Source organism: Arcticibacterium sp. SM2516 (assembly GCF_057914865.1).
The window spans coordinates 4,241,000-4,264,943 of sequence record NZ_CP195290.1 but is presented as its reverse complement, the minus strand read 5'-3'; the positions used below and the strand labels follow the sequence as shown (position 1 = coordinate 4,264,943).

At 34.3% G+C, this 23,944-nt stretch carries 19 protein-coding genes and 1 pseudogene; all 20 read left to right on the top strand.

The genetic code is table 11. The features are described from left to right. The first annotated feature begins 54 nt into the window (after positions 1 to 54). Positions 55 to 651 (top strand): glycerol-3-phosphate 1-O-acyltransferase PlsY, encoded by a 597-nt coding sequence (gene plsY, locus ACSBFT_RS17550; protein WP_463045245.1) that lies wholly within the window; start codon positions 55 to 57, stop codon positions 649 to 651. Between the two features lie 103 nt (positions 652 to 754). Then, positions 755 to 2,134 (top strand): dipeptidase, encoded by a 1,380-nt coding sequence (locus ACSBFT_RS17545; protein ID WP_489601772.1) that lies wholly within the window; start codon positions 755 to 757, stop codon positions 2,132 to 2,134. Positions 2,135 to 2,139: 5 nt separating this feature from the next. Continuing rightward, complete coding sequence (gene murQ / locus ACSBFT_RS17540) at positions 2,140 to 2,958, top strand: N-acetylmuramic acid 6-phosphate etherase (protein WP_489601770.1); 819 nt, start codon at positions 2,140 to 2,142, stop codon at positions 2,956 to 2,958. A 9-nt stretch (positions 2,959 to 2,967) separates the two neighbouring features. Then, on the top strand, positions 2,968 to 3,957 hold the full coding sequence (locus ACSBFT_RS17535; RefSeq protein ID WP_489601769.1) for a VWA domain-containing protein: 990 nt from the start codon (positions 2,968 to 2,970) through the stop codon (positions 3,955 to 3,957). Between the two features lie 349 nt (positions 3,958 to 4,306). Beyond that, a complete protein-coding gene (locus ACSBFT_RS17530; protein WP_489601767.1) occupies positions 4,307 to 6,607 on the top strand; it encodes an SLBB domain-containing protein in 2,301 nt (766 codons plus the stop codon). Continuing rightward, positions 6,607 to 7,650, top strand: coding sequence for a Wzz/FepE/Etk N-terminal domain-containing protein (locus ACSBFT_RS17525; protein WP_489601765.1), 1,044 nt, complete (start codon positions 6,607 to 6,609; stop codon positions 7,648 to 7,650). Before ACSBFT_RS17530 ends, ACSBFT_RS17525 begins: the two co-directional genes overlap by 1 nt. Next, positions 7,647 to 8,903 (top strand): nucleotide sugar dehydrogenase, encoded by a 1,257-nt coding sequence (locus ACSBFT_RS17520; protein ID WP_489601763.1) that lies wholly within the window; start codon positions 7,647 to 7,649, stop codon positions 8,901 to 8,903. Before ACSBFT_RS17525 ends, ACSBFT_RS17520 begins: the two co-directional genes overlap by 4 nt. Next, positions 8,903 to 9,877, top strand: coding sequence for an SDR family oxidoreductase (locus ACSBFT_RS17515; protein ID WP_489601761.1), 975 nt, complete (start codon positions 8,903 to 8,905; stop codon positions 9,875 to 9,877). The genes ACSBFT_RS17520 and ACSBFT_RS17515 overlap by 1 nt, the downstream gene beginning before the upstream one ends. Next, a complete protein-coding gene (locus tag ACSBFT_RS17510; protein ID WP_489601760.1) occupies positions 9,874 to 10,773 on the top strand; it encodes a WaaS/CpsH family glycosyltransferase in 900 nt (299 codons plus the stop codon). The genes ACSBFT_RS17515 and ACSBFT_RS17510 overlap by 4 nt, the downstream gene beginning before the upstream one ends. After that, complete coding sequence (locus tag ACSBFT_RS17505; RefSeq protein ID WP_489601758.1) at positions 10,763 to 12,172, top strand: lipopolysaccharide biosynthesis protein; 1,410 nt, start codon at positions 10,763 to 10,765, stop codon at positions 12,170 to 12,172. Before ACSBFT_RS17510 ends, ACSBFT_RS17505 begins: the two co-directional genes overlap by 11 nt. Continuing rightward, complete coding sequence (locus tag ACSBFT_RS17500) at positions 12,172 to 13,344, top strand: EpsG family protein (RefSeq protein WP_489601756.1); 1,173 nt, start codon at positions 12,172 to 12,174, stop codon at positions 13,342 to 13,344. The genes ACSBFT_RS17505 and ACSBFT_RS17500 overlap by 1 nt, the downstream gene beginning before the upstream one ends. 18 nt (positions 13,345 to 13,362) lie before the next feature. After that, a complete protein-coding gene (locus ACSBFT_RS17495; protein WP_489601755.1) occupies positions 13,363 to 14,490 on the top strand; it encodes a glycosyltransferase family 4 protein in 1,128 nt (375 codons plus the stop codon). 6 nt (positions 14,491 to 14,496) lie between these two features. Then, the gene (locus ACSBFT_RS17490) at positions 14,497 to 15,510 is read left to right on the top strand and encodes a polysaccharide biosynthesis protein (RefSeq protein ID WP_489601753.1); all 1,014 of its coding nucleotides are present in this window, start codon (positions 14,497 to 14,499) and stop codon (positions 15,508 to 15,510) included. A 37-nt stretch (positions 15,511 to 15,547) separates the two neighbouring features. Continuing rightward, positions 15,548 to 16,669, top strand: a complete 1,122-nt coding sequence (gene wecB, locus ACSBFT_RS17485) for a non-hydrolyzing UDP-N-acetylglucosamine 2-epimerase (RefSeq protein WP_489601751.1) — start codon at positions 15,548 to 15,550, stop codon at positions 16,667 to 16,669. After that, positions 16,666 to 17,523, top strand: a complete 858-nt coding sequence (locus tag ACSBFT_RS17480; protein ID WP_489601750.1) for a dTDP-4-dehydrorhamnose reductase family protein — start codon at positions 16,666 to 16,668, stop codon at positions 17,521 to 17,523. Before wecB ends, ACSBFT_RS17480 begins: the two co-directional genes overlap by 4 nt. Beyond that, positions 17,520 to 18,725 carry a glycosyltransferase family 4 protein gene (locus tag ACSBFT_RS17475; protein ID WP_489601748.1) on the top strand — a complete coding sequence of 402 codons (1,206 nt, stop codon included), beginning with the start codon at positions 17,520 to 17,522 and terminating at the stop codon, positions 18,723 to 18,725. Before ACSBFT_RS17480 ends, ACSBFT_RS17475 begins: the two co-directional genes overlap by 4 nt. A 256-nt stretch (positions 18,726 to 18,981) precedes the next feature. Continuing rightward, positions 18,982 to 20,349 (top strand): annotated as a pseudogene (locus ACSBFT_RS17470) (IS5 family transposase); the annotation flags it as partial. Between the two features lie 231 nt (positions 20,350 to 20,580). Continuing rightward, positions 20,581 to 21,888, top strand: coding sequence for a hypothetical protein (locus ACSBFT_RS17465; RefSeq protein ID WP_489601746.1), 1,308 nt, complete (start codon positions 20,581 to 20,583; stop codon positions 21,886 to 21,888). Positions 21,889 to 21,983: 95 nt separating this feature from the next. Continuing rightward, the gene (locus tag ACSBFT_RS17460; RefSeq protein ID WP_489601745.1) at positions 21,984 to 22,874 is read left to right on the top strand and encodes an NAD-dependent epimerase/dehydratase family protein; all 891 of its coding nucleotides are present in this window, start codon (positions 21,984 to 21,986) and stop codon (positions 22,872 to 22,874) included. 3 nt (positions 22,875 to 22,877) lie between these two features. Continuing rightward, positions 22,878 to 23,834 carry an MraY family glycosyltransferase gene (locus ACSBFT_RS17455; protein WP_489601743.1) on the top strand — a complete coding sequence of 319 codons (957 nt, stop codon included), beginning with the start codon at positions 22,878 to 22,880 and terminating at the stop codon, positions 23,832 to 23,834. Positions 23,835 to 23,944: the final 110 nt, after the last annotated feature.

Sequence of the window (23,944 nt, the reverse complement as noted above, 5' to 3'; positions counted from 1 at the left end):
CTTTAAATGATACAATTTATTTATTTTTGCATTTCAAAAAATCTACCTTATTAAATGCTATCAGTGGCTGGCTTTATTTTTCTGGCATATTTACTTGGATCTATACCTACGGCAGTGGTTTATGGAAAGATATTCCATAAAGTTGATGTAAGAGAATTTGGCTCTGGTAATGCAGGTGCCACTAATTCACTTCGTGTTTTAGGCAAGAAGGCTGGTTTGGCTGTCTTGGTGATTGATATGCTAAAGGGATTTTTAGCCATTAAGATTGCCCAGTATTTCTTGGGAGATCTTGATTCCATGCTTATTATCATAGGCTTTGCCTCAGTTATAGGTCACATTCTTCCGGTTTTCGCTGGCTTTAAGGGAGGGAAAGGTATTGCAACATCCTTTGGCGTTATCTTGGCCCTTAATCCTTTAGGTGCTCTTGTTTGCTTAATCGTTTTTGTAATCGTATTGAGCCTGTCTAAATATGTATCTTTAGCGTCATTAATGGGCTCACTTTCTTTTATTCCCTTTAATTTTTGGCTCAACCCAGAAAATTACTTTTTCCAGTTAATGGCGTTTGCCTTATTTCTTCTTCTATTGTTTACCCACCGAGAGAACGTTAAAAGACTTCTGGCGGGAAATGAAAACAAGTACCCTCCGAAATAGATTAATCTAAAATTTACGAGCGTTTAAAAGCTTTTGTCTGACCTTCGTTAAGCGAATTGTTTACTATCGCTATCTTTGCTTTAAATTAAAGTAAGCAATAGGAATGAAATCTTTCATTGACAAAAACAAACAACGATTTTTAGACGAACTTTTTGAGTTTCTAAGAATACCTTCCGTAAGTGCAGATCCTAAATTTAATGCTGATATGCAAACGGCATCTGAGTGGATTAAGAACAAGCTTTTAGACGCTGGAATGGATTCCGCAGAAATTTGCCCAACGGCTGGACATCCCATCGTTTTTTCTGAAAAAATAATTGATAAAGCCTTACCCACTATTTTGGTTTATGGACATTACGATGTGCAACCAGCAGATCCTTATGAACTTTGGGATTCACCTCCTTTTGAACCCGTCATAAAGAAAACTAAAGTACATCCTGATGGTGCCATATTCGCAAGAGGTGCATGTGACGATAAAGGTCAAATTTACATGCACGTCAAGGCCATTGAAGGTATGTTGGAAAACAACGCTTTGGTGTGTAATGTTAAAGTAATGTTTGAAGGAGAGGAAGAAGTAGGCTCAGAAAACCTAGAAACTTTTATCAGAGCGAATAAGGAGAAATTATCAGCAGATATTATTCTTATTTCCGATACTTCTATCATATCAAATGACATACCATCTGTAGAGACTGGCTTAAGAGGATTGGCTTATATGGAAGTAGAAGTTACTGGCCCAAACAGAGATTTGCACTCAGGGGTGTATGGTGGAGCTGTAGCAAATCCAGCAAATGTCTTGGCAAAAATGATAGCCTCTCTTCATGACGAGGATGGCAAAATTTTAGTAGAAGGTTTCTACGATAAAGTCTTAGAGCTAAATGCTGAGGAAAGAGATGCTTTAGAATCGGCACCATTTAATGAGGAAGAATATAAAGAAGATTTGGGTATCGCAGAAGTTAGCGGAGAAAAGGGCTATAGTACTAGAGAGCGGGCTGCCATCAGACCAACATTGGATGTAAATGGTATTTGGAGTGGATATACCGGAGAGGGCTCCAAGACAGTTCTTCCGTCAAAGGCTAATGCTAAAATCTCTATGAGATTAGTGCCAGACCAAGATTGGATAGAAATTTCGAGCTTATTTGAAAAACACTTTAAATCTATAGCTCCTGATACCGTAAAAGTAAAAGTTTCAAGACATCATGGAGGTCAGCCTTATGTAACGCCAACAGATTCGATAGGGTATCAGGCGGCATTTAATGCCATGCAAGAGTCTTTCGGAAAAATACCAGTTCCTACAAGAGGAGGGGGAAGCATTCCGATTGTGGCTCTGTTTGAAGAGGTGTTGGGTCTTAAGTCTATTTTGTTCGGTTTTGGTTTAGACTCCGATGCATTACATTCTCCAAATGAAAATTACGGTGTATTTAACTTCTTTAAAGGCATTGAAGCTATTCCTCTTTTTTATAAACACTTTGCAAAACTCAACAAATAATATTAATGGAAGATTTGCTTCAATTGTCAACAGAATCGAGTTCCAATCATCAAGATTTGGAAAAGAAGTCTGTAATGGAACTTTTGGTAGGAATAAATGAGGAGGATCAATCGGTACCTTTATCGGTCAAAAAAGTATTGCCGCAGATAGAAGTCCTGATTTCTGAGATCGTGAAAAGAATGAAAGAGGGTGGTAGGTTGTTTTATATTGGAGCAGGTACCAGCGGTAGATTGGGCGTTGTAGATGCTTCTGAATGCCCTCCTACTTTTGGAGTGTCGCATGAAATGGTAGTGGGAATCATTGCAGGAGGAGATTCCGCCATAAGAAAGGCAGTGGAGTTTGCAGAAGATGATGAAAATCAGGCATGGAAAGATTTGAAAGCCTATAATATTAACAGTCAAGATAGCTTGGTAGGCATAGCCGCTAGTGGAAGGACTCCATATGTCATTGGAGGATTAAAAAACGCTAATGAAGCAGGTGTTTTAACAGGATGTATTGTTTGTAATAGTGGAAGTGCGGTGGCAAAGGAAGCCACATTTCCAGTGGAGGTGGTGGTAGGTCCAGAGTATATTACTGGAAGTACAAGGTTGAAATCAGGCACTGCCCAAAAGCTTGTACTCAACATGATTTCCACAGCGGTCATGATACAACTAGGAAAGGTGAAAGGAAATAAAATGGTGGATATGCAGCTCTCTAATGATAAGCTGGTGGAAAGAGGAACCAGAATGGTAATGAATGAGTTGGAAATTGATCATGAAACGGCATTGGGTTTATTAATGAAATTTGGTAGCGTTAGAAAGGCCGTGGAAAATTATAGTAAATAATTATTCACTATGCCAGATTGGATATCCACAGATTGGTTTTTGCTTTCTACTTTACGAGATTTCGTTTGGGCAAATCCCTTTTATTTATATCTAATCCTTGGTGTACCTTTTGTCTTTGTTTTACGATGGTTTTTCGCGAGTAACAAAGGGCAAAATTTAAGTTTGTCTTTAAACCAAAGCAATGGAAGATATGCTTGGTTGACCTCATTAAGATTTGTTAATCCCTTACTATTTTTGCTAGGTTTGGTCTTGTTGCTTATTGCTTTGGCTCGCCCGCAAAGAGCCCTGAGATCGGAAGACGCCATAGGCGAAGGAATAAGTATTATCCTAGCTATTGATGTGTCTGAATCCATGAAAAGCACGGATTTGGTGCCTAATAGATTGGAAGCGGCGAAACAGGTGGCAAGCGACTTTCTTAGGAAAAGGTCGAATGATAAAGTTGGTTTGGTGGTTTTTGCTGGTGAATCCGTAACGGTATGTCCTTTAACATCCGATTATGGTTTACTAAACGATTATTTAAATAAGGTTTCGTGGGACATGATAAACAGCTCTGGAACTGCCATAGGTAATGCCATAGCCACTTCTGTGAATCGACTGAGGGATTCTCCCGGGAAAAGTAAAGCCATTATATTGTTGAGCGATGGTGATAACACAGCAGGGAATCTTTCCCCTTATTCCGCCTCTGATTTAGCGAAATCTTTCGGAATAAGAATTTATACTATCGCAGTCGGTAAAAGCAATGCTACAGAAATAGTAAATACAAAAATATTAAATGATGTAGCGGCTAATAGTAACGGGGAATTTTACTCAGCTATATCTAGGGAGTCGCTGATGGATATTTTTAGAAATATTGACGAAATTGAAAAGACCAGATTTAATGAGATAATTTTTAATGAAGTCACGGATTACTATTATGTTTATCTGAATTGGGCCTTATTAATTTTTTTAATTGTTTTTATGCTAAAAAATACCTTTTTGAGCAATGCCTTGGAAGATTAATTCCAATTTGAAAAAACAATACAAATGAAAACATGTCTTCTAGTTGACCATAATATTTTAATTACTAATTAAATGTTCTAGATTCAATAATGTTAAAGCTTTAGATTTGGAGGAAGAACCTTTTAGTGACGAGGGTATAGAGATATTTAGATTTGCCGAATTTAGACGGTAATATGGGAGTAACTGTTGCGGTAAATTATAAAGAATTTAAATTGTCAGGTTACTAAAGATACTCATTATTAAGGCTAGAGTAGCTCAATTAAATTTCCGAATAATAAGAAAATAGTTTGAAATTGTGCGAGGCTAATTAATTTCCTTTTATTTGTGAAAAAATCCAAAAGACCTCTAAATGAAGAAACGACATAACGTTTATTTTTTACTCTTCATATTTCTTTCGCTTTCCATTGAAACTTTCTCACAAAGTCCTGGTAATGTTGACGAGGTGACCGATGCTCAGGTGGAACAATTCATGAAGGAAATGCAACAGCGTGGATTGTCCGACATGGAGATAGAAGCAGCCGCTTTAGCAAACGGTTATACGCAGGAGGATGTTGCAAAACTCAGGGAAAGGATTAATAGACTTAAGACGGGAACGAATAAGGTGTCTCAGTCTGACAACAAGTCTACGCGTGATCAAATGGGGGAGCTGGCTGAAAGAACCCCGATTCAGGTGAATGAAAAAACTGAAGTCACCAAGAAAAAAGAAGTATTTGGAAGAGAAATTTTCAATAACAAAAATCTTTCTTTCGAGCCGAATTTAAGATTACCAACGCCTAAGGACTATATCTTGGGAACAGACGATCAGTTGAAAATTGATATTTCTGGTTACGCTTTTCAGCATTATGATGTAACTGTTTCACCAGAGGGAACTATCAAACTGGAAAGCCTCTCTCCAATTTATGTCAATGGCCTGACCATTGATGCGGCAAAAACTAAAATTATAGAACGTCTAAAGTTATTATTTGGTGGCTTAAGAAATGGCACATTAAATGCGGATGTAACATTGGGGAATGTAAGAAGTATTAAAGTTACCTTGGTGGGGGAAGTTGAAAACCCCGGAACTTATACTATTTCGGCGTTTGCTTCAGTCTTCAACGCACTTTATTTGGCCGGTGGTCCGAGTGCAAAAGGCTCCTTTAGAAGTATCAAACTTCTGAGAGGCAATAAAGAAAAGTCTCAAATAGATTTATATCCATTTCTAACAAAGGGCGAATTTGTAGGTAATGAAAGACTTCTAGATCAAGATGTAATCTTTGTTCCAATGGCGGAATCAAAGGTGGAATTAGAAGGTAAAGTAAAAAGAGAAGGGGTTTATGAATTAAAAGTAAATGAGACCTTAGAAGATGCTTTGTTTTTTGCTGGCGGGCCTTCTGATCAAGCATATTTGGAGAGTATAAACATCACTAGAAACACAAAAAAGGAAAGAAAGCTTTTGACTGTAGATGGTGATAAGTTGGGTATGTATGCCCTTCAGAATGGCGATAAGATTTATATAGGAGCGATTTTAGATAGGTATGAGAATAAAGTAGAAGTTTCTGGGGCTGTTTTTAGACCAGGGGAATATTCTTTAAGTGAATCTTTAAGTACAGTTAAAGAACTTATAAAGGCTTCAGAGGGGTTAAGAGAAGATGCGTTTTTGGAGCGAGTATTAATTATTAGGGAGCGAGAAAACTTGGATCCTGAAATTATCTCCATCAATCTAAAGGAAATACTGAATGGTACGGTAGGTGATTTGAAATTAAAAAAGAATGACCAATTAATCGTAAAGTCAGTTACGGAATTGAGAGAATTAAGAAGAGTAGAAATTAAAGGTTCGGTTAATCAACCTGGGCAATTTGATTTTGCAGAGGGTATGTCCGTGGAGGATTTGATTCTGCTGGCAGGAGGCTTTAAAGAGGGGGCATCAGAGAAGAGGATAGAAGTTGCTAAAAGGTTATATAATGACGAAAGCTCTAATGAGACCGTGGAGATTGTGGTAGTACAAAGCGACGACCTTTTTGTGAAAGAAAGGAAAGTGCTTTTAAGTCCATTTGATAAGGTTTTTGTGAGAGATCTTCCAAATTATGAAGAACAGAAACTGGTTAATATTTCTGGAGAGGTGAATTACCCAGGCTTATATACGATACTAAAAAGAGAGGAAAGAATTTCTGATTTGATAGAAAGAGCCGGTGGCTTGAGAATCGAAGCTTATTCAGAGGGAGCAAGGTTTTTTAGAAATGGTAGCTTAGTGGCATTAGATTTAAAAAGAGCTTTAGGAAATAATCAAGATTTGGGCAATTTGATTTTGTCGAAAGGTGACAGTTTGATGATTCCTAAAATTCAGGAGGTCGTCAAATTGAGCGGACAAGTCTTGAACCCGACTACAGTCGCTTATCAACCCGAATTGAGATTTTCTGATTATATTGCTCAAGCTGGTGGAGTAACAGACTCTGCTTTTGTAAGAAAAGCTTATGTTAGGTATGCCAATGGCCTAACAGACAGAACAAGATCATTTATGGGAATTAAAAACTATCCGGAAGTACAAAGAGGTATGGAGGTGATCATACCAACAAGAAATAAGTATAGATGGACACCTGCTGAAAGAATAGCAGTGAGTTCGGCATTTGTCTCTATTGCGACAATTTTAGTGACGATTATAAGGATATTATAATGGAAAACAGTTATCAAGATAATGAAGCAGTGACCATTGATTTCTTTGCTTTATTCAAAGTCCTTTGGAGCGGGAAATGGCTGATTATAGGAATAACCGCCTTGTTTATTCTTGGTGGATTGTGGTATGCCTTTACTTCAAGAGAGGAGTTTGTTTCGGAAGGTAAGATAATGCCTGAAATAAGTGGAAGTGGAGGAAACTCTTTGGGCGGTTTAGCTAATTTGGTAGGTATTGGAGGATTTGAGTTGGGCTTAAAAAACAATACGGATGCTATAAGACCAGATTTATATCCAGATGTACTCAGTAGTACGCCTTTTTTCCTAAATCTTTTTCAAGAAAGTTTTATTAATAAAAATGGTGATAGTTTGCGTTTTGAAGACTTTTATCATTTTGAAATTGAAGATAATAAAATTTTTAAGGAGGAGTATTTAAGTACTTTTAAAGGAAAACCAAAAGGTGTCCTTGTACTAAATAGATTGACTGAGGAAAGGATAAAGGATCTAAAGCAAAGAATTAATGGTTCTATAGATAAGAAAACTGGAGTTATTAGCATTTCTGTAAAAATGCCTGACCCTGTGGTTGCTGCAGGAATTGCGGCTTTTGCGATGAAGTATTTAACTATTTATGTTAGCGATTATAGAACCGAAAAAATTAAACAGGACGTGGATTTTTTGGGTAGAAAGGTTGCGGCCGCTAAAGGAGAGTTTTATCGGGATCAATATAAGAAGGCTTCATATGCTGATCGATTTGCCGCTCCAACAATTCGTTTGCAATCCGCAGATGTTCAAAGAGAACGATTGGAGTCTGAATATAAACTATCATCAACGGTTTATAATGAGCTTTTAAAAAAATATGAAGAAGCAAAGATTAAATTGCAGCAAGAAACACCAATTTTTCAGGTTTTGGAACCACCAGTAGTGCCAACATTAAAAAGTGAGCCGAAGAGGGCAATTATAATAATTCTCTCTTTCATTTTAGGTCTTCTAGTGGCTATTAGCTGTATATTGGTTATACGAAAGAACTATAAAGTTATATTTCATTGAAAGAAAAAGAAATCATAGTGATTGGTCTTGGGTATGTTGGATTACCTCTAGCAATAGAATTTGGTAAAAAGTACTCAACGATTGGTTTTGACATTAATTCTGGTCGTATCTCAGAGTTAAAGAATTATATTGATACTACTAAGGAAGTAAGTCCAGATGATTTTAAAAGTGCCAATCTGTTAACTTTTACTTCTGATTCTACTCAATTAAATTCTGAACGGCAGACAATATTTATTATTACAGTTCCAACTCCTATAGATAAATTCAAAAAACCAGATCTTAAACCGCTGATTTCTGCTAGTAAAACAGTAGGAAAAATAATAAAGAAGGGTGATGTGGTTATTTATGAATCAACGGTCTATCCGGGTTGTACCGAGGAAGATTGTGTACCTGTCTTGGAAAGAGAAAGTGGTTTAATATTTAATCAAGATTTTTTCTGTGGGTATTCACCTGAAAGGATAAATCCAGGGGACAAGGTGCATACTGTTACTAAAATTCGTAAAGTTACCTCTGGAAGTACACCTGAAATCGCAGAATTTGTGGACAATTTATATGCATCTATTATTGAAGCTGGCACATTTAAGGCAGCTTCAATTAAAATTGCAGAGGCTGCTAAGGTTATTGAGAATTGCCAGAGAGATATAAACATTGCTTTTGTAAATGAATTATCTCTTCTTTTTAATAAGATGAATATTGATACACAATCAGTATTGGAAGCTGCTCGAACTAAATGGAATTTTTTAGACTTTAGGCCTGGATTGGTTGGGGGGCACTGTATAGGGGTTGACCCTTATTATTTAACTTATAAAGCGGAATCTTTGGGCTATCACCCGGAAGTAATATTGGCAGGAAGAAGAATTAATGATTCTATGGGAAAACATGTTGCCTCGGAAACTATTAAGCTATTAATAAAGGATAATTATAATTTGAATGAATGCAGGATTTTGGTGTTAGGGATAACATTCAAGGAGAATTGTCCAGATATCAGAAACTCTAAAGTCATTGACATTATACGTGAGATTAAGGAATACAATATAGAGGTGGATATATTCGACCCTTGGGCGTCCTCTGTTGAGGTGAAAGAAGAGTACGATATTGACTTATGTAGGGAACTAAAGATAAAATTATATTCAGGAATTGTGATTGCTGTTAATCACCAAGAGTTTTACAATCTTGATTTAGAAAGTTTTGAGGGGGTGGTTTTTGATGTAAAAGGTCAATTTGCCAAGCAAAATAATAATAAAAGGTTATAATGTACGAAACGACGTATCATCTAATAGATTTATCAAAATCTGCAGTTTTACTTACGGGTGGAGCGGGCTTTATTGGCTCAAATTTAGTAGAGTATTTGGTGAAGTATAATGTAAAAAAGTTAAGAATTCTTGATAACTTATCTACAGGGAATCTCGATAATATTGAGGATTTTATTAAGCTTCCAAATGTAGAGTTTATTAAAGGTGATATTAGGGATATTGAAACTTGTCAAGCCGCCTGTAAAGGAATGGATTATATACTTCATCAAGCAGCCTTGGGTTCTGTTCCTCGTTCTATTAATGACCCTGTAACTACTAATGCTGTAAATATTTCAGGTTTTTTAAATATCCTAGTAGCGGCGAAAGATAATGGAATAAAAAAAATGGTTTATGCCGCATCTTCCTCGACTTATGGAGATAGTAAAGAGTTGCCGAAAGTGGAAGGGCGAATAGGAAAGCCTCTTTCGCCTTATGCTGTAACTAAATATGTAAATGAGTTATATGCGGATGTCTTTTTTACTACTTATGGGTTGGAAACGGTAGGGCTGAGATATTTTAATGTTTTTGGTCCAAAGCAAAACCCTAATGGGGCATATGCTGCGGTTATTCCGAAGTTTATGGATGCTGCATTAAATGGTGTAGGTCCAACTATAAATGGTGATGGTGAAACTAGCCGAGATTTTACTTTTGTTGATAATGTAGTTCAGTGTAATCTTAAGGCTTTATCTTCTTCGCACGGTGCTTCGGTAATGAACGTAGCTTGTGGTTCTAGTATAACATTAAATGAATTATGGGATTTAATAAAAAACCTAGCGAAAACGGATGCTGAAGCTTCATATTCAAAAGAGAGAGTTGGGGATATAAAACACAGTTTAGCTGATATTTCTAAGGCAGTAGAAGTTTTGGGTTATAATCCTAATTATTTAATTGAAGATGGTCTTAAGTTAAGCTTTGAATGGTTAAAAAGACGATGAGGGAGTACCTAATTGTTCTTGATTCAATGGATTTTTTTTTCCCTTATTTTAGAAACAAGGGAATTGATGTTTTTCGAACCTATAGAAATGGGGTTGGAATAAGAATTATAACGAAGTTTATGAGACGACTTGGAATTCCGCACAAGTTTCTTTACGCTAAATGGAAGTACTTACTATGTGATAAAACTCATGTTATATTATTTGCAAATAATAATACACATTTAGTGAAATATATCAGTAAAAAATTCCCTGAAATAAAAATCATTTATTGGTACTGGAATCCTTTCAAGCGGGTAAATAATGATTGGCTGGTAATCAAAAGACAAACGACTGTTTGGTCTTTTGATAGATTGGACTGTGTTAGATTTGGGATGAAGTATAATAGTACTTTTTATTTTAGAGAAATTGAATTACCAGTGCCAAAGAATGGCAATATGTATGATATGTTTTTTTTAGGTCTAGATAAAGGAAGAAAGAATGCGTTAAATATTTTCGAAAAAAAAACTCGCGAAATGGGATTGAAACCACTCATTTTAATTCCTAATAAAAGAGATGGCATAAAAGAGCTTAAGTATAGTGAGTATTTAGAATTTCTTTCGAAATCAAAATGTATCTTAGACTATTTGCAGGAGGGGCAAACGGGATTAACATTAAGAGTAATGGAATCAATTTTTTTTTCGAAGAAGTTAATTACGAATGATACGAATATTGTTAACGAGTCCTTTTACTGTGAGCAAAATATTTTTATTCTTGGTTCGAGACCAATGGAAGAAATGATCACTTTTCTCAATACTGCGTATGCAGAATTATCAATTGAACAAATAGGATTTTACGAGGTAGAATCTTGGATAAATAGGTTTTTAGATCCTTTAACATGTAAAGGAATTGAAAATTAGGTCTTTACTTGTTTCTTTTTTTGCTTTTGGTTTTGCAATCTCTATAGAGAAGGCCATAACTTTCTTATTGATACCTTATTTCTCTCAAATTTTTACTCCTTTTGAATTTGGGATAATGGAGACCATTAATACTTGTATTCTCTTTGTTGGAGCCTTTACCACACTACAATTAGAAACATCTTTGCAAAGATACTTTTATGATTTAAGAGAATCGGAAAGGTGGAATTTTGTATCATCGATATTATCGCTAGTGTTAATTATTTCATTATTGATTGCTATAATAGTTATAGTCTTTTCCTTTAAATTGTCAGTTTTACTTTTTAATGAAACAAAGTATGCCGAATTATTAATTTGGGGGCTTATTCAAATCCCGTTAATTAACTTTTCAATGATACTTTTAATTGTTTTAAGGTATAATAAAGAAAATGCCAAATTTAGTTTAGTGATAATCTTTAAGCTATTAATAATGCTTCTTGGAATTTTTTATTTTGTTCATTTAAAAGGAATGGGCTTAAGGGGAATATTTATTTCTGGGTTTTTGACTCAATTGATGACTAGTTTTGCTTTGGCAATTTTTTTCAGGAGACGCTTAAAATATGGTTTAAACTTTCCTATTCTAATGCAGGCGTTAGCCTATGGCCTACCTCAGTTCCCAGCTAGAGTTGGAAGTATTTTTCTCTCATACACAAATAGATTTTTTATTATTACAATCTTGTCCGTGGGTACTTTAGGTATTTTTTCGGCGTCTTTAAAGTTGGCGGCATTTATACAATTGATTTATGTTATATTTTCAATGGCTTGGTCCCAATTTATGTTTAGTGAACTTAAAAAAGATGGTCATAAAGTTCTTTTTGCAAATGTGTTGAGGCTAATAGTTCCATTGATAATGTATATCGTATGGATAGTAAATATTTTTTCTAAAAATATTGTCTCATCTATATTGGAACCTTCATTTGAAGAAGCAAGTATTTATTTAGGCTGTTTAGCCATGTCTTTTAGTGTTTTGATATTCAAGGAAGTGGTAGATGTTGGCCCGAAAGTCACAGGAAAAACTAAATATTTGTCGTATAATTTTCTTATTACACTCTTGGTCAATCTTATACTATTATATTTTTTGACGAAAAGGATGGAATTAAGGGGTGTGTGTATTGCCATGCTTATTTCAAACCTTACACTGATGTTTATTAGCATGTTTAATTCTAATAGGTTGTACTATATCCCGTTTAATCTAAAAAGTTTAATTTCACATATTACTATTGGCGGTTGCGGTGCTATTTTGTTAATGTTCATACAATTAAGTGGAGATCAACGCATGCTCCTTTTTGCATTAGTGACTCTTTGTTACGTGGCTATTTTTTACAATTTAAGTCTTATTTTATTTAATAAAACACAGGGTTAATGCCATATCTTGCCTTACTTGTTTTGCTACTTCTTTTGGCTTTGAGATATGATGTTCTTTGCTTAAGAACTAAAAAACGCCTCTTTAAGAATATTCTTTTATTATGTTTTATTTTATTAGCTGGATTAAGATATAAGGTTGGTGGTGATACTCATACCTATTTTAACCTTTTCGAAGACATTCCGACGCTAAAGGATCTTGTGTGGATTGAGTTTCAAACAGCGTCTTATGACCCCTTATGGATTGTCTTATCTTCTGTTTCAAAGTCGATAATAGGAGATTTCGTTTTTTTTCAATTAATCCATGCGACCCTTATTAATTTTATAATTTTTAAAGTTGCAAAAAAATATACGCCTTATTTTTTTGCATTTGCTTTAATTTATTTTATTTTTTTTTACACTCTGTTCAATATGGAGGTTTTAAGGGAGTCTCTAGCAGTTTGCTGCTTTTTAATAGGTTTTAAATATTATCATAGTAAAAAATGGTTTTTCTACTACCTTGTTGCGATAACAGGTTTTTTGTTCCATTCCTCAGCAATAATTTTGTTTATTTTACCCTTTTTTAGAAACTTCCGTATTACTGCAGTTTATATAATATTTTTATTTACTATTATAATAATTTCATTTGTTCATTCAGACTTGTCTCAGGTTTTAAATCTTTTTAGTTTCTTTTTTTTTAATGAAAGAATTGCAAATAGGTTTGTGGTTTATTCAGAGTTAAGACCGAGTTTAAATGGAACAATATTCTATGCTATGATTTATATTGTTTTTCCGTTATACATAATTTTTGAATCGAAAAGGCACAAGATTCAAGAAAATCGAGGACTTGAAAGTTTATTGGTGCCTTATCTATTTTTTGCGATGGTAACCGTATGTATTTCGGGATTCCATCGTTTTTTAAATTATTTTACACCGTTCATGGCGATTTATTTTACGAATGTTTTAATGTTTTACTTTCGAAGCGATTTTTTAACAACCAAAAGAGTGTTATTTCCAATTTTGTTGTTAATGATAGCTCTAATTCATCCATTTAGATATTATTATAGGGATACAGGAAGTATTGTAACTGGAACAAGAAAGTATAATGTATATATACCATATTATTCGGTTTTCACTAAAAAAGAGCTTGAATATAGGGAGAGTCTATATATAGGAACGTTATTTGAAAACTAGTTTTAAATAGAAATTCACATGAAAATTTTAATTGATGGAACTAATATAGTTAGGGGTGGTGGAGTATCGCATTTGGTGGAAATTTTGAATGCAACAACCTATGAGATGATGAAGGAACTTAAAGTATCTGAAGTTTTAATCGTAGGTATTCCAGAGGTTTTAAACAAAATTTCAGAAAAGGGGTATCTTTCAAAGATTTGTATTTCTAATAATAAATCGAATTTACTTTCACGTCAAATGTGGAAGGCGTTAAACTTTGCGAGAGTGATTAAAGTTTTTTCTCCAGATATTATTTTTAACCCAGGAGGTAACTATTTTGGGGGTAGAACTCCTTATGTAACAATGTGCAGGAATATGCTCGTTTTTGAAAAGGAAGAGGCAGACAGGTACGGCTTTAGTTTTTTCAGGTTAAGGTTTCTTATTTTAAAATATCTTCAAACAATCTCTATTAATGGAGCTAAGGGTGTTATATTTATTTCGCAATATGCACATTCTTATTTGGAGAAATTAACCGAGATAAATCTTCCAAAGTCAGCAGTAATTAATCACGGTTCCTCCCCTAGGTTTAAGGGGAAAGTAAAGAATCAACTGGACATTTCTCACTACACAAATGACGAACCGTTTAAACTGCTGTATATTTCTACAATTGATGTTTATAAGCATCACGATATGGTTGCATTGGGTGTCATTGAACTTAAGCGTCTTGGATACCCCGTGGAACTTACTATTGTAGGACACAAAGCAAAGGGTTATCGGTCTTTTGAAAGAATTTACCTAAAGAATAAAGAAATTATAAAATATTTGGGGGATGTGTCATATCTTGAAATAGATAGAATTTACCACAATGCTGACATGTTTGTTTTTGCTTCAACTTGTGAGAACATGCCTAATATCCTTATTGAAGCAATGTCTTCTGGCTTGCCAATTGTATCCAGTAGAAAACAGCCAATGCCAGAATTTCTTAAGGATTCAGGGGAATTCTTCAATCCATTGGACGTATCTTCAATTACCTCTACACTAAAAAAGATGATTGATTCTCCAACCTTAAGAACCACTTTAGCATTAAAATCACAAAAATACTCCTCCGACTATACTTGGGAGAAATGTGCTTTTGAAACGTTTAAATTTTTATCAAAAAAATATTAATATAAAATGAAGGATAAAATACTTCTGATAACTGGCGGAACAGGGTCTTTTGGAACTGCGGTTCTTGATCGTTTCTTAGATACTGAGTATTTCAAAGAAATTCGTGTTTTTTCAAGAGATGAGAAAAAACAGGATGATATGCGAAATACATATAAGAATGATAAAATCAAGTATTATATTGGTGATGTTAGGGAATATGCAAGTATAGAACCAGCAACAAGAGAAGTTGATTATATATTTCATTCTGCTGCTCTAAAACAGGTTCCTTCTTGCGAGTTTTTTCCAATACAAGCGGTTCAAACTAATGTTATAGGTACTCAAAATGTTATAGACGCAGCGGCTCATAATAAGGTTAAGAAAGTTATTTGTTTAAGCACGGACAAAGCAGCATACCCAATCAACGCCATGGGGATCTCAAAAGCAATGATGGAAAAAGTTGTTATTGCTGCTTCTAGAAATCTTCAGGAAACGTTAGTATGCCTTACTAGATATGGGAATGTTATGGCATCAAGAGGTTCTGTTATTCCATTGTTTGTTAATCAGATTAAAAATGGCCAAAACCTCACTATAACGGACCCCAAAATGACTAGATTTCTTATGACATTGGAGGAGGCGGTTGATTTGGTATTATTTGCGTTTGAAAATGGTTGCCAAGGTGACTTGTTTGTACATAAAGCTCCTTCAGGTACTGTAGGGGACTTGGCACAAGCTGTGCTGGAGTTGTACAATGTCAAAAATAAAATTAGAATTATAGGTACAAGGCATGGTGAAAAACTTTATGAAACGCTTTGTACAAGAGAAGAAATGTTGAAAGCCGAAGACCTAGGGGATTTTTATAGAATTCCTGCAGATAACAGAGACCTTAATTATTCAAAGTATTTTTCTGAAGGTAAGGATAATATTGATCAAGTTGAAGATTATAATTCTCATAATAGCGAACAAAAAAATGTTGAAGGAATTAAAGAGCTTTTATTAAAACTTCCGCAAATTAGGAAAGACGTTTTTGGCGAAATCTTTTGACTTTTTTTATATAGAACATTCAATTAACCTTCTACCAATGACAAAATTAAAAGTAGCTACTATTGTAGGGACTCGACCTGAAATAATTCGACTCTCGGAATGTATAAAAAAATGTGATATTTTTTTTAATCATATTTTAATACACACTGGTCAAAACTATGATTACGAGCTCAACGAAATCTTCTTTGATGACTTGGAAATAAGAAAGCCTAATTATTTTTTAAATGTTGCGGGAAAGCATTTAGGGGAAACTATTGGTAACATTATTTCCAAATCTTTTGAAGTTTTATTAGAAGAGGCCCCTGATGCAATTTTAGTTTTAGGAGACACGAATTCCGTATTATGTACTATTGCTGCAAAAAGATTAAAAATACCTATTTTTCATATGGAAGCAGGAAATAGATGTTTTGATCAAAATGTTCCTGAAGAAATAAATCGTAAAATATCTGATCATATTTCAGATGTCAACCTATCTTATACAGAAAATAGCAGAAGGTATTTATTAAGCGAAGGCTTTAGGAAAGATCATGTTTTTGTTACAGGATCTCCAATGAATGAGATTCTTATTAAATATGCTAGAAAAGTAGAAAACTCAACAATTCTAGCCAAATTTGGTTTAAAAAAGGATAATTATATTGTTGTAAGTGCACACAGAGAAGAAAATATAGATATTAAAAATAACTTTGAAATTCTGGTTGATTCTCTTAATAAAGTCGCAGAGGAGTACCAAATGCCAATTATTTTTTCGACTCACCCCCGCACAAAAAATAGGATAGAGACTAAAAAAATAAAATTTCATAAGCTAATTAGTAATGTTCCTCCAATGGGTTTTTATGATTATATAAATTTACAAAAGAATGCCTATGTGGTACTTTCGGATAGTGGTACAATTAGTGAAGAAGCGGCTATTTTGGGGTTTCCGGCGGTCAGCATTCGGACGAGTACAGAACGTCCCGAGGCCGTCGATTGGGGTACAATTGTTCTAGGGGGAATTTCTGAAAAAAGTATGCTCCATTCAATTAAAATAATTAAAGAGCTCAATGATAGTAATGGAAAAGAAATACCCTTGGAATACAAAATAGAAAATACCTCAGCACGAGTAATTAAAGTTATACAAAGTTATACTCCAATTATTAACAAAGTCATCTGGGACAAATGAAAAGAATATTAATATTAGGTATTAAGGGAATGGCAGGTCACGTACTGTTGCATGAACTAAAAAAAAATACAGAATTCGAAGTTTATGGGTTGGCTAGAAATGTTTTTGAAGATGAATTTGTATTTAATGTAGATGTCAATGATGTACATGAATTCCAAAAAATATACAACAATCACAAGTTTGATTATATTATTAACTGCATTGGGATTTTAAATAAAGATGCAGAGAATAACCCTGCAAAGGGAATTTGGCTTAACTCTTATTTTCCTCATTATCTGGAAGAAATCACTAAAATGGAGGATACCCAAGTGATACATATTAGCACTGATTGTGTATTCGATGGTAGAATAGGAGGTTATACAGAGTCATCAAAAAAAAATGGGATTGGTTATTACTCTGAATCGAAGGCTCTAGGTGAAATTATTAATAATAAAGACCTTACAATTAGGACCTCCATAATTGGCCCTGAAATTAACAAGAATGGAATTGGACTCTTTCACTGGTTTATGACACAATCACTTGATTCAAAGATAAATGGTTTTACAAATGCGTATTGGTCAGGAATTACGACTCTTGAATTGAGCAATATTATACAATATGTTATCGAAAACCCACTTTCTGGGCTAATTAATGTAGCACCTGTTGAAAAAATAGCGAAATACGAACTTTTATGTTTATTCAATGAGATTTTTAGGAGAAATAAAATGGAGATTGTTAAATTTGATGACTACTTCGTGGACAAAAGTTTAGAGAGTGTGAGATTTGATTTTGGATACCAAATTCCTAATTATCGAAGGATGCTTATTGATTTAAATGCTTGGATAGAAAAGAGGAAACTTTACAATTATTCATGAAAATACTAATTATTTCACAGTATTTTTATCCTGAGAGTTTTAAGATCAATGATATAGCTATTGGGCTAAAAGAAAAGGGTCTAGATGTTTCTGTACTAACTGGAATTCCTAATTATCCATTTGGTGTATTCTACGATGGGTATTCGTTTAAATCACACAAAGAAAATTGGAATGGGATTGAAATATATAGGTCTAAGTTACTCCCAAGAGCAAGTGGGGGTATTAGATTATTTCTTAATTATATTTCCTTTGCTTTATTCGCAAGTTTGAAAATTTTGAAAATTAATGATAATTTCGACCGTATTTTGGTTTATCAACCATCACCCATTACAGTTGGAATTCCTGCGTTGGTTGCAAAAATAAAGTTCAAAGCACCATATTATTTTTGGGTACAAGATTTATGGCCCGAAAGTTTGAAAGCCGCGGGAGGAATTAATAATAGAATTGTTCTCACCTTTTTTAATGTTTTAACGAAAGTTATTTATAGACATTCCCAAAAGATATTAGTACAGTCTCAAAGTTTTACGGAATACATAGTTAAACAAGGTGTTCGTAAAGATAAAATAGTTTTTTACCCAAATTCTTCAGAGCCTGAATTTAAAAGAAAGAATAGGAAGCAAGTAATAGGAAAATTGTTACCAAGTGGTTTTAGAATAATCTTTGCTGGCAATTTAGGAGAAGCACAAAGTTTAGAAACAATAGTTGAGGCAGCTTCAATTATAAAAGATTGCAACAAAAATAACAAAAAGGTTTCATGGATATTTTTAGGAGAAGGACGTCAAAGGGGAAAATTAGAAAAGTTGGTTTATGAAAGAAAGTTAGAAGATTGTATTTGGTTTTTAGGTCAATACCCGTCTGAATTAATGCCGGATTTTTTTGCATATGCAGATGTTTTAATTGCATCCTTAAAAAAAGACCCAATTTTTTCAGCTACTATCCCTTCGAAAATTCAATCTTATATGGCATGTGCAAAACCAATTTTAGCATCAATGGATGGGGAGGGTGCAAGAATAATAGAGGAAGCCGAATGTGGCTACTCTTCCCCAGCTGAAAATGCATCAGCTTTAGCCGGAAATGTTCTTAGAATAATGAATCATTCTGAGAGGGAGTGTCTGAAAATGGCTAACAATTCCGAGAAATACTTTAAAGAAAATTTCGAAATAAACATGCTTCTTGATAGACTTATATATATTCTGAGATAATCAAAATTAGACTAAGATAATTCATTTAATCCTAAATGTATATAAGCGATTACGGTTTCAAGGGGGTTAATTATCTTGCATTATTTATGGTCTGCTGAAAAACCCCCACTTGATTGATATTTAGGGATTAAGGGTTATTTTTATTCTATTATAATGCTAATAATATGCCCAAGGCTCTCAAATTTCGAGCATCGAAGGTTTCCTATGTTAGTCAGAATCAGCTTTCTATAGATGGATTTGACACTCATTTTCTACTAAACTCGATGCTAATAACAGATGGATTATTCTTGCCAATAAGATTCCATGGGATAAACTGGTGAGTATTTACAACGGTTCTTTAAAGAATTCTAAGTTTGGTGCCGATTCGATTAACCCTAGGGTGGCCATAGGTTCCATCATTATCAAACATATTTGTGATTTGAGTGACAGAGAGACGGTTCAACAAATCCGGGAGAATATGTACATGCAATACTTCATTGGATATACAGGCTTTACGCATGAAGAACCATTTGACCCATCTCTTTTTGTTGGATTCAGAAAGCGACTATCAATTGATAGAATTAAGGAGATCAATGAAATGATCCTTTCCTATTCTCAATCCGACATTATACCACTGGAATCATTAGAGTCGATTACACATAAAGGGAAATTGATAATTGATGCCACGGCTTGCCCTCAAGACATTGCCTATCCCACAGATTTAGATTTACTCAATGATGCTAGGCAGAAAACAGATGAACTGATTGGAAAGCTCTATTCGAAATCATTACATAAAATGATACCTAGAAGGGATTCTAAAAAGGCTCGAAAACACTATCTGAATGTTGCTCAGATGAAATCAAAGCCAAAAGGGAAATTAAAAAACGGGATAAAGTCACTGTTAACTAGCCTGAAAAGGAACCTTAAAGGGATAGATAGGCTTCTGGACGAATATCCAAAATTTCCTTTAGATAAAACAGACTTCAAATACATGTTGGTTTGTAGGGAATTGTTTCAGCAACAACATCAAATGTATAGCAATCAAACCCACAGTGTGGCTGATCGAATTGTAAGTATTCCTCAACCACATGTCAGGCCAATTGTGAGAGGGAAGGCAAGTGCCAAAGTAGAATTTGGAGCTAAAATACAAGTATCACTAATGAACGGATACGCTTTTTTAGACAAGTTTTCTTGGGATGCATTTAACGAAGGAGGATACTTAATCAGCAGTGTTGAAGACTTTAAGCAACGATTTAAACACTACCCAGAAAAGGTTTTAGTAGATAAAATATATTGTACCCGCAGTAATAGGAAGACGCTAAAAGAACTGGGCATACTACTTGCAGCCAAGCCACTTGGAAGACCAAAGGCGGGAGTTAAGAGCTCTGTAAGTCCAGGAGAAAGGAATCCGATTGAGGGTAAATTTGGTCAAGCTAAAAAAGCTTATGGATTAGGGAGAATAAATGCCCGAACCTCAAACACAAGTCAATCATGGATTGCTTCCATCCTAATGGTGCTCAACCTCGTCAAAATGATAGGGGATGCACCCCTATGCATTTTTATAATTGTTCAGAAGCAAATCCATTTATTCCGAAACCAATTGAGATTCTCCATAAATTTCCAATACTCCCAGTTATTGACTTAATCAGCAGACCCTAAATATTATGACTCCTTACATCGGTCTCATTTGAAGAATTATTATAATGGAGATAACTTGATACAAGGAACACCTAACCTCTATGTACAGTTTTTGGATAAAATTCAGTATTAGTAAAGAAATCCGTTTCAGTCGAAAATATCTTCTCTTGTATGAAAAAGCACTTTTTTAGTCAAAAGCTTAAAACCATTTAATAAAAATACATATCCAACCTTTTAAATGATAAAAATTGAGCATAGCTTTATATCTAAGAAATTTAAATTAATTAATGATATGAAACAACATTACAAAATACTGCTACTAATTGGTGCCGCATTGTGGATTAGTCCAGCAAAAGCACAAAATAATATTGGAATTGGAACTACAAGTCCTGATAATTCCGCTGTTTTGGATATTCAATCGGCTGAGAAGGGATTGTTAATACCTAGAATGACTTTAACTGAACGTAATTCAATTAATAATCCAGCAAATGGTTTGTTAATCTATCAAACAAATGAAATTAAAGGTTTTCACTTCTTTAATGGAGAGCAGTGGTCGCAACTTTCTCCGACCGAGGCTAAATCAGTGGCCACAGCTGATATTAATGGTTGGTCTCTTGATGGTAATACAACAGGGTCAGGGACAAAAGCGGCTGCAACTTCAAATAGTTATATTGGAACCCCTGCTGGTGTGCCAATTAATTTCAAGATATCAACTGAAAAATCTGGTTCAATTAGTCCAGACAATACTTTTTTGGGTTACTCTTCGGGAAAGTCTACCACAACGGGTTTAAATAATGTAGCCTATGGAAGACAATCCCTTGAGTTAAATACATCTGGTAGTAATAATTTTGCAATCGGTACTAGGGCTCTGAGGTATAATACAACTGGTCAGGTTAATGTTGGTTTAGGTATTCATGCTCTATATAGATTAACAAATGGAAGTTATAATATAGGTATAGGCGTAAATACGCTTCATGAAAATGTCACAGGATCGTCAAATCTTGCTATAGGTTATAATGCAGGTTATAATAACTCTTCAGGTTCGGGAAATACTTTTATTGGTTATAATGCGGCATATAATGAAACGGGATCTGATAAACTTTATATTGCGAACTCAAATACACCAACTCCACTTATCTATGGTGATTTTAATGCCAAGTATGTTACTATTGGAGATGTTCCGGTAGCAAAAAGATCTGCTGCGGGAGTTGCTGGAGGAGGATATAATTTATTAGTGAAAGGAGGAATATTAACAGAAAAGGTTAAAGTTGCCTTGGCATCTTCAGGAGATTGGGCCGATTATGTATTCGAACCTGCTTATGATTTAATGTCATTGGAAGAGGTTGAAACGTTTACATTAGAAAATAAGCATCTTCCGAATGTTCCTTCAGCTGAAGAAATGGCTGATCGTGGGTTGGATGTTGCCCAAACTTCTAAAATGTTTATGGAAAAAATAGAGGAATTGACGCTTTATATGATTGAATTGAATAAAGATGTTAAGGCTCTTAAAGCAGAGAATGAAACGCTAAAAGCACAATTGAAATAATTATTGCTGCTAGAAGTAAATTATTAGTAATATTTTTAATACAAAAAGCCCTTTGAAATTAGGGCTTTTTGTATTTGTCATGTTTTTTTTGGTAAATGAGTGTTTTAATAACAGGGGCTTCTGGATTTGTAGGACAAAACCTATTGGCTTTTTGCAAATCAAAGAATATTACGACTGAATCCGTTTCTTTAAGGAATAAGAAGTTAATTACCACATCAGATGATATTAAAGTATTCGTTCATCTGACGGGTAAGGCACATGACTTAAAGAAGACCAGCAATGAGTCCGAATATTATGAAGTTAATACGGAACTGACCAAATGGATTTATAAGGCGTTTTGTGAATCTAACGCAGATACCTTCATTTATATGAGTTCGGTGAAAGCAGTAGCAGATAAACCCTTAAGAGTTGTAGATGAAAAAACCATTCCTTTTCCAATAACGGCATATGGTAAATCGAAACTTGCTGCCGAAGAATATCTTATTCAAAACCAAAAGGCTGGAACAAGACTCTATATTTTGCGACCCTGTATGATCCATGGTCCAAAGAATAAGGGAAACCTAAACCTACTTTACGGTCTTGTAAAACTAGGGATTCCTTATCCACTTGGTAGTTTTTCAAACAAACGTTCTTTCCTTAGTGTTGGAAACTTAAGTTTTGTGATTAATGAATTAATCCAAAATGATAGAATTGAGTCTGGCATATATACACTGGCAGATAATGAGACTCTTTCTACTACAGAGGTAATAAAATTAATGGGAGAATCTTTAGGGAAAAATGCCAGAATACTCTCGGTTCCGACGAGTATAATCTGGTTTATTGCAAAAGTTGGTGATAAGTTAAAACTGCCGCTTACAACGGAAAGGTTACAAAAGCTAACCGAAAGCTATATGGTCTCTAATGAAAAGATAGTGAAAGCCATTGGCCAAGAATTGCCAATAAATTCGAAGGAAGGGCTTCTCTCTACATTTAACTCCTTTAATTAAGAAATGGATATTTTGTCAATGATCTTGTTGTTAGTTCTCTTTTTTGTCGTTGAATTGTTGTATTTTCAACTAGCTAGAAAATATAGTATTCTCGATATTCCCAATCATAGAAGTGCACATAATGACCATACGATTAAGGGTATTGGGTTTATATTTGGTTTTGCAGTGCTATTATATTTTGGAATGCACAGTTTTGAGTATCTCTATTTTACCATTGGGTTATTTATGGTTGGGGTGATAAGTTTCATTGATGATATAGAACCTTTACCTAATCTCTATCGCGTTGTTATCCAGTTTTTAGGTATCGGTCTATTAGGAATGGAATTGTATCAGAACGGTCTTAATATTTCTTTTTTGTGGGTACCCCTGTGCCTAATATTTTCTATTGGAATTCTTAATGCCTATAATTTCATGGACGGGATTAATGGTATTACTGGAGCTTACAGTTTATTGACTTTATTAACTTTTTATTTCGTCCTTAAAACAACCAGTAGTTTCATAAATGACGAGTTCTTAATTACTGTAGGCTTAAGTGTCGTTGTTTTTCTTTTCTTTAATTTCAGAAAAAGGGCTATTGGATTTTGTGGTGATGTAGGTAGTGTGAGTATGGCATATATTATAGTTTTTTGTTTAGCTCTTCTAATCATTGAAAGCGGCGAATGGAAGTATGTATTTTTTTTGGCTGTTTATGGAATAGATACTATTTATACTTTAGTCTATAGACTTCTAAAGGGGAAAAATATATTTGAAGCACATAAAGAGCATTTTTTCCAAATCTTAGTTCATGAGTATAAATGGACCCATTTGCAAGTCAGTTCCCTTTTTGTTACCGTTCAATTATGGATGAATATTTTTATCATAAATTTTGAGTTTGGGAATATTTTATTTTATCTGCCGCTGTTGATTTCTCTATTTGCAATGCATTATTTTAGAAAAAAAAGGATGGCTGGTATTTTTTGATTTTTAATGTTTAGTAGAATTGTTATACCGAATAATAAATTTCACTGATATTGGAACTGCTGTATTCAAATATTAGGTAAATTTAGATTCTTTAATATGCACATGAACAA